The following is an 11,072-nucleotide window of genomic DNA, read 5'->3' as shown; positions in this document are numbered from 1 at the left end:
ATCGACACGCCGAGGTCATTGACCACCACCTTGGCGCCGGCGGCGGCCAGTGCCAGCGCGATGCCGCGCCCGATTCCACCACCTGCGCCCGTCACCAGCGCGACCTTGCCTGCCATCAAACCGCTCATTGCGTTGCTCCTCTGAATACTTTTTGTGCGGTCACCGACCGCAAACCCGGCCAAACACCCCTGCGCCGCGGGCATTCGCCCGCCGGTGCGGTCAATCCGGATGTCCACTCCGCAGCGGATACGATAAATTGACGGCCGAGACTTTGGAATTCACGAATCACAAAACTGGCCTTTGGCCTGACGGAAGCCCATGCATTACGACCTGACCGATCTCCGCCTCTTCCTGAACGTTGGCGAGACGGAGAACCTGACCCGCGCGGCCGAACGCAGCTTCCTGTCGCTGCCCGCGGCCAGCACCCGGATCAAGCAGCTGGAAGAGGCGTTCCAGACACAATTGCTGATCCGCCAGGTCAAGGGGGTGCGCCTGACGCCGGCGGGCGATGCGCTGCTGCGCCACGCGCGCGAGGTCTTCCGCGAACTGGAATGCCTGCACGCCGACCTGCGGCCCTATGCCAAGGGCGTCAAGGGCCGGGTGCGGCTGCTGGCCAATACCACCGCCACCAACTCGTTCCTGGCCACCGGCGTATCGCGCTTCCTGAGCGAGAACCCGGACGTGGATATCGAGCTGGAAGAGCACCTGTCGCAGGAAATCGTCTCGGCGATCAGCGCCGGCGCCGCCGACCTGGGCATCGTGGCCGGTGAAGTCGCCACCCAGGACCTGGACGCGATGCACCTGTGCAGCGATGAGCTGATCGTGATCGCCCCCGTCAACCACCCGCTGCCGGCCTTCAAGCGGCTGCATTTCGCCGACCTGCTCGATACCTGCCGCTTTGTCGGCCTGAACCAGTTCAGCGCGATCCAGTCGTTTTTGGACCGCATCGCCGGCGGCATGGGCAAGCGCATCAGCCTGCGCATCCAGGTGGGCAGCTTCGATGCCGTATGCCGCATGGTCGAGGCCGGCGCCGGCATCGCCATCGTGCCCAACAGCTGCGCGCGCCGCTACGCCAGCCGCAAGGTGCTGCGCTTTATCCAGCTGGAAGACGAATGGGCCAAGCGCGAGCTGCGCCTGGTGCGCCGCCCGGGGCGCGAACTGCCCCAGTTTGCCGAAACCCTGATCCAGTACCTGGTCGACGCGGCGCGCGAGCCCGTGTAAATCAGGGAAGCCGCCGGCCGTTCAGCCGGCGGTCAGCCCGCCGCCCTGCACCACCAGCCCCGCCAGCGGGCTCAGCGACACCGTCATCACGACCAGCAGCAGGCCCATGGCGAAGACACCGGGCCAGCTGGTGCGGCCACAGCGCGCCAGCGAATCATGCACCAGTTCCGGTGAGAAATGGTACTCGCGCAGGTGCCGGATGGTCGCCTCGGCATGCCAGCGGTAGATCTGGTTGCCATACATGCCCAGCAGCAGCGCCATGGCATACAGCATCGGCCGGACCGCCAGCGGCATCTTCAGCCCGAACAGCGCGTGCAGCACCGGTTCGGCGCAGACGATCAGCGCATAGACCCCCACCTGCCAGTACATGCGCCGGTAGGCCATCCAGAACGGCCCCAGCAGGCACGCCGCCCAGTTCCACGACATGCCGCCGCGTGCCTCTGCCAGGGACCAGCGCTGGCTGTAGTACGCATAGCGCGGCCCCACGAATGCGGCCAGCGCCGCGTCGTCACGGATCGATGATTTCATGGCTGCCTCCCCCTGCTCTGCCACGGCCGCGCCTGTGGATCGCGGCGCAACCTGTGCCACAGCATAGGGCGCAGCGCGCGCGGGCAGCGTGCGCTGGCGCGCATTGCTGTGGGAAATGACGCAAATTGGCGGGCAAGCGAACAGACCGGCGCACGCCGGGCGGCACGGGGTGCCGGATGCGCCGGGCGCGGGTGCGCTATTTCCAGCGCTGCAGGACCTGCAGGATGACCAGCGTGAAAATGGTGGCGATCACCGCCGTGGTATCGCGACCCAGGCCGGCAGCCACGCCGATGGCCGCGACCATCCAGATGCTGGCCGCGGTGGTCAGGCCCTGGATGTGGGCTTCGTCGCTGTGCTTCAGGATCGCGCCGGCGCCAAGGAAGCCGATGCCGGCAATCAGCCCCTGCAGCACGCGGCTGATGTCGGCCAGCGGCGTCCCTGCCTGCAGCGGCACCAGCACGAACAGCGCCGAGCCCAGCGCCACCAGCATATGGGTGCGCAGCCCCGCTGCCTTGCCGGAGGCCTCGCGCTGATAGCCGATCAGGCCGCCCAGCAGCACCGCCATGAACAGGCGTGCCAGGATGCGGGTGGCCTCGCCAGCGTCCGGCACATCGGCGAACTCGGCGCGCAAGACACTGTAGATCTCGGACCAGACCCCGTCCATGGCTCGTCTCCGGGTGCTTGGGTACAGACCTGAGCGTAGCACGGGATGGCCTGCCGGCAACCGGGCCGGCGGGCCGCAAGGCACTCGCGCCACGCCGCGCGGGGCCGCCCGCCAGGCGCTTGCGGCTGCGTCCTACATCGCAAGCGGAAGCTTTCCGACAGTGCCGGCATGACGGCATTCCTATATTGGAATCACCGATTACCGTCATCGACAGGAGTTGCACCATGCCCTATATCCTTGCCTGGCTACTTGGCGTCCCGGCCTTCATCCTGGTCCTGATCTGGCTCTTCATGCACTGATTCCCAGGCCCGGCGTGCCAGCCATCCCCGCGCCAGAGGCCGCTGCACCGCAACTGCGGGCGCCCCGGCGCCGCATGCAGCTTCCGCCTCTCCCCGCTTCCGGCCCACCTAAGCCGCTCTTTCGCAAATCCGAATTTCAGCGTGCCGGGGGCTCGGGAATAATGGCCCCATTCAATCCGAGCGGGGCTACCCCATGCACGCACATCAGGATCCAGACCAGCTGTACCCCGAAATCCGCGAAGCGATGCGCGACCTCTGCGCCGGCTTCGATTCGGCGTACTGGCAACGGGTGGAAGAGCAGAACGCCTTTCCTGAGACCTTTGTCCAGGCGCTGACCCAGGCGGGCTGGCTGTCGGCGCTGATCCCCGAAGCCTATGGCGGCTCGGGCCTGTCGCTGACCGCGGCCTCGGTCATCATGGAGGAAATCAACCGCAGCGGCGGCAATTCCGGCGCCTGCCACGGCCAGATGTACGTGATGGGCTGCCTGCTGCGCCACGGCTCCGAAGCGCAGAAACAGCGCTGGCTGCCGGGCATCGCCTCGGGCGAGCTGCGCATGCAGTCGATGGCCGTGACCGAGCCCACCACCGGCACCGACACCACCAAGCTCAAGACCACCGCGGTGCGCCAGGGCGACAAGTACATCGTCAATGGCCAGAAGGTATGGATTTCGCGCGTGCAGCATTCGGACCTGATGCTGCTGCTGGCGCGCACCACGCCGCTGGACCAGGTCAAGCGCAAGTCCGAGGGCCTTTCGGTGTTTGTGGTGGACCTGCGCGATGCCATCGGCAAGGGCCTGACGGTCAAGCCGATCCGCAACATGGTCAACCACGAGACCAATGAGCTGTTCTTCGACAACCTCGAAGTCCCCGCCGAAAACCTGATCGGCGAGGAAGGCAAGGGCCTGAAGTACATCCTCGACGGCCTCAACGCCGAGCGCATCCTGATCGCCGCCGAGTGCATCGGCGACGGCTACTGGTTTGTCGAGCGCGCCAGCAACTATGCGCGCGACCGCATCGTGTTCGACCGCCCGATCGGCCAGAACCAGGCCGTGCAGTTCCCGATCGCGCGCTCCTACATCAATGTCGAGGCCGCCAGCCTGATGCGCTACAAGGCCGCGCAATTGTTCGACTCCGGCAAGCCGTGCGGCAAGGAAGCCAATATCTCCAAGCTGCTGGCCGCCGACGCGTCGTGGGAAGCGGCCAACGTCTGCCTGCAGACGCACGGCGGCTTCGGCTTTGCCGCCGAGTACGACATCGAACGCAAATTCCGCGAGACGCGCCTGTACCAGGTGGCGCCGATCTCGACCAACCTGATCCTGTCCTACGTGGCCGAGCATGTGCTCGAGCTGCCGCGTTCGTTCTAAGGCTTTCCATGTCCCAATCCCCCCAAGGCATCCGCCCGCTCGACGGCGTCCGCGTGGTGTCGCTCGAGCACGCCGTGGCCGCTCCCTTCGCCACGCGCCAGCTGGCCGACCTGGGCGCCCGCGTCATCAAGATCGAGCGCCCCGGCGCGGGCGACTTCGCGCGCGGCTATGACCAGTCGGTGCACGGCCAGGCCTCGTACTTCGTCTGGCTCAACCGGGGCAAGGAAAGCCTGACGCTGGACCTGAAGGACAACGAGGCGCAGACCATCCTGCACCGCCTGCTGGCCGATGCCGACGTGCTGGTGCAGAACCTGGCGCCCGGCGCCGCCGCCCGCATGGGCCTGGACTTCGACAGCCTGCATGGCAAGTACGAGAAGCTGATCGTCTGCGACATCTCCGGCTATGGCGACTCGGGCCCCTATCGCGACAAGAAGGCCTATGACCTGCTGATCCAGGCCGCCGCCGGCCTGGTGGGCCTCACCGGCGGCCCGAACGAGCCGTCGCGCGCCGGCGTTTCGATCGCCGACATCGCGGCCGGCATGTATGCCTACAGCGGCATCCTCTCGGCGCTGCTGCAGCGCGGCCGCACCGGCAGGGGCTTGCGCGTGCAGGTGACCATGTTCGAGGCGATGGCCGAATGGATGAACCAGGTTCTCTATTTCGGCCACTATGGCGGCAAGCCGCCGGCTCGCTTCGGCGCGTCGCATCCGACCATCGCCCCGTATGGCGTGCATCGCACCGGCAATGGCAGCGTGATCTTCAGCGTGCAGAACGAACGCGAGTTCGCCAGTTTCTGCGAGGTCGTGCTCGGCAATCGGGAACTGGCACAGGACGAGCGCTTTTCCAGCAATACCGCCCGCGTGCGCAACCGCCCCGAACTCACCGCCCTCATCGAAGAACGTTTTGCGTCGCTGACGGTGGAGCAGGCCGAGGCGCTGCTGGACCAGGCGCAGATCGCCAATGCTCCGATGAACGACATCGAAGGCGTATGGAACCATCCGCAACTGCAAGCGCGCCAGCGCTGGCGCGAAGTCGCCACCCCGGGCGGCCCCATCGATGCGCTGCTGCCGCCCGCCAACCTGTCCGGCGTGGAGCCGGTGATGGGCGACGTACCGGCGCTGGGCGCGCACAGCCGCAAGATCCTCGCCGAACTCGGCTATGCCGACAGCGACATCGCCGCGCTGGCGGACAAACAGACTATCTGAGCCAATACCGGCGCCCGGGCAAACCGGGCGCTCCCTTCTTTCTGCAAGCACCTGTTCAATTTCCGGAGCCGGCATGAGCCAAGCCGCAGACACCACTTACCCCACCCGCCAGCTTTGCGATTTCCTGGCCAACCTCAAGCTGTCCGACGTGCCCGCGCCCGTGATCGAGCGCACCAAGGACCTGTTCCTTGACTGGATCGCCTCGGCCATCGCGGGCAAGGACGCCCCGGCCGTGCGCCGCATCCAGGAGTTTGCCGCCGCGATGGGGCCGACGCAGGGCGCGGCCGAAGTGCTGGTGGACCGCCGCCGCACCTCGCCCTACTTCGCCGCGCTGATCAACGGCGCTTCGTCGCACGTGGTCGAGCAGGATGACGTGCACAACGGCTCGGTGCTGCACCCGGCCGCCGTGGTGTTCCCTGCCGTGGTCGCCGCCGCGCAGGCCGAAGGCAAGACTGGCGCCGAGGTGCTGCTGGCCTCCATCGCCGGTTATGAAGCCGGCATCCGCATCGGCGAATTCATGGGCCGTTCGCACTACCGCGTGTTCCACACCACCGGCACGGTGGGCACCCTAGCCGCCGCCGCGGCCGTGGCCAAGCTCTACGGCCTGGATGCCGAAGGCATCAACCAGGCTCTGGGCTCGGCCGGCACGCAGGCCGCGGGCCTGTGGGAATTCCTGCGCGACGCCGCCGACTCCAAGCAGCTGCATACCGCCAAGGCCGCGGCCGATGGCCTGCAGTCGGCCTGGCTCGCGCGCGCCGGCTTCACCGGCGCCAGGCAGATCCTGGAAGGCGCGCAGGGCATGGCCGCCGGCATGTCCAGCGATGCCAATCCCGCCTGCCTGACCGACGGCCTGGGCACGCGCTGGGCCACCGCCGAGACCTCGTTCAAGTTCTTCGCCTCATGCCGCCACACGCACCCGGCCGCCGATGCGCTCAAGGCGCTGATGCAGCGCGAAGGCATCGGCGCCGACCAGGTCGCCAGCGTCACCACGCACGTGCACCAGGGCGCCATCGATGTGCTCGGCCCGGTGGTCAACCCCACCACCATCCACCAGGCCAAGTTCTCGATGGGCACGGTGCTGGGGCTGGTGGCCGTGCACGGCCATGCGGGCCTGGGCGAGTTCGAGCAGCATGCGCTGCAGGACCCGAAGGTGACCGCCTTCCGCGGCAAGGTCGGCATGGAACTGGATGCCGAGATCAACGCCGCCTACCCGCGCCAGTGGATCGGCCGCGTCACCGTCACGACCACCGACGGCCGCACACTGGCGGCGCGCGTCGACGTGCCCAAGGGCGATCCCGACAACACCCTGTCGCGCCCGGAACTGGAAGCCAAGGCGCTGCAGCTGGGCGCGTTCCGCCACGGCGCGAGCGAGGCCGAGATGCGCACCATCATCCAGCGCGTGTGGGCGCTGGAGCAGGCCCCGAACGTCAACTACTGGCTGCCCGCCGCAGGCTGAGAGCCAAGACATGACCACTGCAGTCACCTACCTGTTCGTGCCGGGCGACCGGCCGGAACGCTTCGACAACGCCGCGGCCGCCGGCCCCGATGTGATGATCCTGGACCTCGAGGACGCGGTCCATCCGGACGCCAAGCCCGCCGCGCGCGAAGCCATCGCCGAGTGGCTGGCCGGGCGGCCCGCGGCCAACGCCATTGTCCGCCTCAACGACAGCGCCTCGCCATCCTTTGCCGCCGACCTGGCCTGGCTGCGCGCGCTGCCGCCGGGCACCGCGCTGGCCGGCCTGCTGGTGCCCAAGGCAGAAGATGCCGCCGCGCTGGCCACCATCGCGCAGGCCCTGCATGCGATCAACCCGCAGGGCGAACTGGTCGCGATCATCGAAACCGCGCTGGGCCTGCATCAGATCGATGCCGTGGCCACGGCCCCCGGCGTGGCACGCCTTGCCTTCGGCTCGCTCGACTATGCAGTCGACCTGGGCTGCAGCCATACGCGCGACGCGCTCGCCTTTGCGCGCGCCCGCATCGTGCTGGCCTCACGCGTGGCCGGGCTGCCGCCGCCGGTCGACGGCGTGACCACCGCACTGAAAGACGAAGCCGTGCTGGCCAGCGATGTTGCCTATGCGCGCGAACTCGGCTTTGCCGGCAAGCTCTGCATCCACCCGGCCCAGCTGGGCGCGGCGCGCGCAGGCTTCCTGCCCAGCCCCGAGCAGCTCGACTGGGCCCGCCGCGTGCTGGAAGCTACCGCCAGCGGCAGCCATGCGGTGCAGGTCGATGGCAAGATGGTCGACCGGCCCGTGATCGAGCAGGCCCGCCGGCTGCTGGCACTGGCGCAATAACCGGCCGCCCGACCACCTTCACGCATTACAAGGCTTATTGTCATGACTGACGCCACTCCTGAACTCGAACGCCTGCGCGGCTGGATCGGCCGCAGCGAAGCGCGCACCGAAACGCTGTCGCCGGAACCGGTGATCGGCCTCGCCGCCACCTTCGACCTCGACCCCGAGGCCGTCGCCGCCGGCCCGCTGCCGCCGCTGTGGCACTGGCTCTACTTCCTGCCGCGCGCGCCGCAGCGTGAACTGGGACGCGACGGCCATCCCACCCTCGGCGGCTTCATGCCGCCGGTGCCGCTGCCGCGCCGCATGTGGGCCGGCAGCGAGCTGAGCTTCAGCCATCCGCTGCATATCGGCGATACCGTCACGCGCACCTCCACCATCAAGGACGTGCAGTACAAGACCGGGCGCACCGGCGAGCTGTGGTTTGTCGCCGTCGATCACGAGCTGACCGTCAACGGCAAGACCGCGGTCAACGAGCGCCACGATATCGTCTACCGCGCCATGCCCGACCCGTCCAGGCCGCAGCCGCCGCGCCCGCGCCTGGAGCAGGCCGCGCAGTGGCAGCGCACGCTGCAGGCAGACCCGGTGATGCTGTTCCGCTACTCGGCACTGACCTTCAACGGCCATCGCATCCACTATGACCGCCAGTACACGCGCGAGGTCGAGGGCTACCCCGGCCTGGTGGTGCACGGGCCGATGCAGGCCATGCTGATGCTGGACCTGGTGGCGCGCGAGCAACCGCAGGCGCGCGTGCGCCGCTTTGGCTTCCGCGGCCTGGCCCCGCTGTTCGACCAGGACATCATCACCGTCGGCGGCGCGGCCGATCCGGCGCAGCCTGGCCGGCTGGTGCTGTGGACGGGGGACGATGCCGGCGGTCAGGCGATGCAGGGTTGGGCGGAAGTGGAAGGTTAAGAGCGCCGCCGGTTTGCTCTCCGGTCCCCCCTCTCCGATCGGGAGCGGGGTGCAAACCAGCAGCGCCGGAAACAACAGCATGTCAAGGCATGCCCTAGGTTGACCCCTTCTTGCAGCTTCCAGGGCCGAGCAGGCTGAGGCCATGGACGCCTGACGGAGCCTGAATCGGCGGCAGCTGGTTCAGGGCCTGAAGGTGTCGGCTGGCATGCGGTCCACGAAATCGCTCGCGCGCCTGAGGTGTTCGCGCATCAGTTGGGCAGACTTGTCGGCATCGCCGCTGACGATGGCCTGGGCGATGAGGCGGTGCTCGCTGACCGACTCCTGCAGCGCCTCGCCTTGGATGGCATTGCCGAGCTGGAACATGAGCATCGGCAGTTGCAGGCGTCCGATGAAATCGGTGAGTTGCGCATTCCCGCATTCATCGGCGATGGCCTGGTGAAAGCGCCTGTTCTCCTCGAAGTAGGCCGCCGGGCTCATTGCATGGTGATCTTCCCAGATCGCCTGGGTCGCCTGCAGGAAACGTTCGCGCACGCATGCCTCGTTCATGCGGCCGGCCGCGCGGCGCGCCGCCAGTGCCTCAAGCTCCGCGCGCACCTCGAACAGCTCCCGTATTTCGGTGTGCGAGTAGCGCCTGACCATCGTGGTCTGATTCGGAATGCTCTCTACCAGGCCTTCAGCCGACAGCCGGCGGAAAGACTCGCGCACGGGACCGCGGCTGACGCCAAGCTCGCGCGTCAGATCGGCTTCGACGAGGCGCTGGCCCGGCACGAAGCGCCCGCTCAGGATGGCCTGCCTCAGGCTGTCGACGACATATTCGAGCGTGCTGCGTGGCGGGGCGGATGGATTGGTCATTTCAGGTGCTCTCCTCGCGATTACGCTGATTTTACCGCACCAATTCGTACATTATTGTCCTACATATTGGTAGGGCACTCTTCACAAAAGTGATGAGCAAACTGCAATAGTGTCTTCAGCGGCATTCCCATATGTCGCCTTTCCGAGGCCAAATAGCACCGCCGATTCCAGAGCTTCCCCAAGCATGATCAGGACTAACCCTCATGGCATCGCCTCGATAGCTACACTATTGTCCTACAAAATAGTCGAACAAGAAAACGACGGCTGGATGTGGAACTGGCATGCGCCGTAAAAGCGCATCCGATAAGCGACAGGGCGCCGATGCACACGCATCCCCGACCCATAACGAATGGAGACTGCAATGGCCGTGAGCATTCAGCAAACCCCGATCGACGCCACCTTGCCCGATCTTGAGAAGCGCACTTACGACAAGGTGTTCTGGCGGACAGTGCCGCTGTTCTTTGTCTGCTACGTGATCTCGTACCTCGACCGCGTCAATATCGGCTTCGCCAAGCTGCAGATGCTCGGCGACCTGGACCTGAGCAACAACGTCTATGCGCTCGCGGCAAGCATGCTTTTCTGGGGCTATGTGCTCTTTGAAATGCCGAGCAACCTGATCCTGCACCGGGTCGGCGCGCGGCGCTGGATTTCGCGGATCATGATCAGCTGGGGTTGCGTCTCGGTTTCGATGATGTATATCGAGCCGCTGGCCGCGGTGTTCCACACCAGCTCGGCAACCATGTTCTATGTGCTGCGCTTCCTGCTCGGCGTTTGCGAAGCCGGCTTCTTCCCCGGCGTGGTGCTCTACCTGAACCAGTGGTTTCCCTCGCACAAGCAGAATCGCGTGCTGGCCGGCTTCATGTTCGCGCTGCCGCTGAGCCTTTGCATCGGCGGACCGGTATCGGGTTGGATCTTGCAGAACATGCATGACACGCTCGGGCACCGCGGCTGGCAATGGATGCTGCTGGTCGAGGGCCTGCCCGCAGTGATCCTGGGCATCGTGGTGCTGGCTTGCCTGACGGACTCGGTCGACAAGGCGCGCTGGCTCAACGCCGACGAGAAGGCGCTGATCAAGCGCAACCTCGCCACGGAAAACGCGCACAAGACCCACAATTTCGGCGCCGCCCTGAAAAGCCCCGTGATCTGGCTGCTGTGCGCGATCCTGCTGACCATGAACACGGGCTTCTACGGCCTGTCGTTCTGGCTGCCTTCCATCATCCAGGCCACCGGGCTCAAGAACGTCTATCACGTCGGCCTGCTTTCAGCGCTGCCCTACGTGGTCGCGGGCGTGGTCCTGGTGGCCAATGCGATGCACTCGAATCGAACCGGCGAACGCCGCCTGCACGCCGCGATTCCGGCGGCCTGCGCCGGCATCGGCCTGATCCTGAGCGCGGCCTGCGCCGAACAGCTGGGCCCGTCCCTGCTGCTGATCTCAGTCGCCGCGGCAGGGATCCTCGGGGTGACGCCGCTGTTCTGGATCTTCGCGGGGCGCGCCCTCACCGGCGCCGCTGCCGCGGCGGGGCTGGCCATGATCAATTCGGTCGGCAGCCTGGCCGGCATCACCGGCGCCATGATCACCAATGTCGCCAAGAACGTGACCGGCAACATGAACAGCGGCACCTATGTGCTCGGTGCATGCCTGCTGCTGTGCTGCCTGCTGATCCTGCTGTTGCCGCGCGCCATCGTGTCGGCCGATGCGCCGAAGTCCTAGTGTCCTGAGAATTCAATACGGAGAAGTTG

11 protein-coding genes are annotated in these 11,072 nt (G+C 66.8%); 7 read left to right on the top strand and 4 right to left on the bottom strand.

The genetic code is table 11. From position 1 onward, the window contains the following. Positions 1-128, bottom strand: a 128-nt coding sequence (locus AC3WON_RS26690; RefSeq protein WP_492321149.1) for an SDR family NAD(P)-dependent oxidoreductase, incomplete at its 3' end; no start/stop codon positions are given. Positions 129-318: 190 nt separating this feature from the next. Between AC3WON_RS26690 and AC3WON_RS26685 the strand changes: the two genes are divergently transcribed. Then, the gene (locus tag AC3WON_RS26685) at positions 319-1,221 is read left to right on the top strand and encodes a LysR family transcriptional regulator (RefSeq protein ID WP_010813949.1); all 903 of its coding nucleotides are present in this window, start codon (positions 319-321) and stop codon (positions 1,219-1,221) included. 21 nt (positions 1,222-1,242) lie between these two features. Here AC3WON_RS26685 and AC3WON_RS26680 read toward each other — a convergent pair whose 3' ends face one another. Both AC3WON_RS26680 and AC3WON_RS26675 read right to left on the bottom strand, forming a co-directional pair. Further along, positions 1,243-1,749: a DUF2628 domain-containing protein gene (locus AC3WON_RS26680; RefSeq protein ID WP_492321142.1), complete on the bottom strand. Its 507-nt coding sequence runs from the start codon at positions 1,747-1,749 to the stop codon at positions 1,243-1,245. Between the two features lie 196 nt (positions 1,750-1,945). After that, positions 1,946-2,413, bottom strand: coding sequence for an MgtC/SapB family protein (locus tag AC3WON_RS26675; RefSeq protein WP_010813951.1), 468 nt, complete (start codon positions 2,411-2,413; stop codon positions 1,946-1,948). A 492-nt stretch (positions 2,414-2,905) separates the two neighbouring features. On the opposite strand from AC3WON_RS26675, the gene AC3WON_RS26670 reads away from it, so the two are divergent. The 5 genes from AC3WON_RS26670 (at position 2,906) to AC3WON_RS26650 (ending at position 8,480) form a co-directional block, all read left to right on the top strand. Next, on the top strand, positions 2,906-4,075 hold the full coding sequence (locus tag AC3WON_RS26670; RefSeq protein WP_492353083.1) for an acyl-CoA dehydrogenase family protein: 1,170 nt from the start codon (positions 2,906-2,908) through the stop codon (positions 4,073-4,075). Between the two features lie 8 nt (positions 4,076-4,083). After that, the gene (locus tag AC3WON_RS26665; RefSeq protein WP_492321140.1) at positions 4,084-5,280 is read left to right on the top strand and encodes a CaiB/BaiF CoA transferase family protein; all 1,197 of its coding nucleotides are present in this window, start codon (positions 4,084-4,086) and stop codon (positions 5,278-5,280) included. 73 nt (positions 5,281-5,353) lie between these two features. Beyond that, positions 5,354-6,736 carry an MmgE/PrpD family protein gene (locus AC3WON_RS26660; RefSeq protein WP_492353082.1) on the top strand — a complete coding sequence of 461 codons (1,383 nt, stop codon included), beginning with the start codon at positions 5,354-5,356 and terminating at the stop codon, positions 6,734-6,736. Positions 6,737-6,746: 10 nt separating this feature from the next. Beyond that, the gene (locus tag AC3WON_RS26655) at positions 6,747-7,571 is read left to right on the top strand and encodes an HpcH/HpaI aldolase/citrate lyase family protein (RefSeq protein WP_492353081.1); all 825 of its coding nucleotides are present in this window, start codon (positions 6,747-6,749) and stop codon (positions 7,569-7,571) included. Positions 7,572-7,613: 42 nt separating this feature from the next. Continuing rightward, positions 7,614-8,480, top strand: coding sequence for an HTD2 family dehydratase (locus AC3WON_RS26650; RefSeq protein WP_492321137.1), 867 nt, complete (start codon positions 7,614-7,616; stop codon positions 8,478-8,480). A 180-nt stretch (positions 8,481-8,660) separates the two neighbouring features. Here AC3WON_RS26650 and AC3WON_RS26645 read toward each other — a convergent pair whose 3' ends face one another. Next, a complete protein-coding gene (locus tag AC3WON_RS26645; protein WP_492321136.1) occupies positions 8,661-9,332 on the bottom strand; it encodes a GntR family transcriptional regulator in 672 nt (223 codons plus the stop codon). Between the two features lie 361 nt (positions 9,333-9,693). Here AC3WON_RS26645 and AC3WON_RS26640 point away from each other — a divergent pair, with 361 nt between their 5' ends. After that, positions 9,694-11,043 carry an MFS transporter gene (locus AC3WON_RS26640; RefSeq protein WP_492321135.1) on the top strand — a complete coding sequence of 450 codons (1,350 nt, stop codon included), beginning with the start codon at positions 9,694-9,696 and terminating at the stop codon, positions 11,041-11,043. The last annotated feature ends 29 nt before the right edge of the window (positions 11,044-11,072 follow it).

Source organism: Cupriavidus sp. FW305-46 (assembly GCF_058787075.1).
The sequence above is the reverse complement of the archived record's forward strand: the minus strand, read 5'-3'. Positions and strand labels throughout refer to the sequence as shown.

Bases quoted from the DNA above. Each gene is read 5' to 3' on its own strand.
- AC3WON_RS26685 (WP_010813949.1), top strand. From the start codon at position 319: ATGCATTACGACCTGACCGATCTCCGCCTCTTCCTGAACGTTGGCGAG.
- AC3WON_RS26680 (WP_492321142.1), bottom strand. From the start codon at position 1,749: ATGAAATCATCGATCCGTGACGACGCGGCGCTGGCCGCATTCGTGGGG.
- AC3WON_RS26675 (WP_010813951.1), bottom strand. From the start codon at position 2,413: ATGGACGGGGTCTGGTCCGAGATCTACAGTGTCTTGCGCGCCGAGTTC.
- AC3WON_RS26670 (WP_492353083.1), top strand. From the start codon at position 2,906: ATGCACGCACATCAGGATCCAGACCAGCTGTACCCCGAAATCCGCGAA.
- AC3WON_RS26665 (WP_492321140.1), top strand. From the start codon at position 4,084: ATGTCCCAATCCCCCCAAGGCATCCGCCCGCTCGACGGCGTCCGCGTG.
- AC3WON_RS26660 (WP_492353082.1), top strand. From the start codon at position 5,354: ATGAGCCAAGCCGCAGACACCACTTACCCCACCCGCCAGCTTTGCGAT.
- AC3WON_RS26655 (WP_492353081.1), top strand. From the start codon at position 6,747: ATGACCACTGCAGTCACCTACCTGTTCGTGCCGGGCGACCGGCCGGAA.
- AC3WON_RS26650 (WP_492321137.1), top strand. From the start codon at position 7,614: ATGACTGACGCCACTCCTGAACTCGAACGCCTGCGCGGCTGGATCGGC.
- AC3WON_RS26645 (WP_492321136.1), bottom strand. From the start codon at position 9,332: ATGACCAATCCATCCGCCCCGCCACGCAGCACGCTCGAATATGTCGTC.
- AC3WON_RS26640 (WP_492321135.1), top strand. From the start codon at position 9,694: ATGGCCGTGAGCATTCAGCAAACCCCGATCGACGCCACCTTGCCCGAT.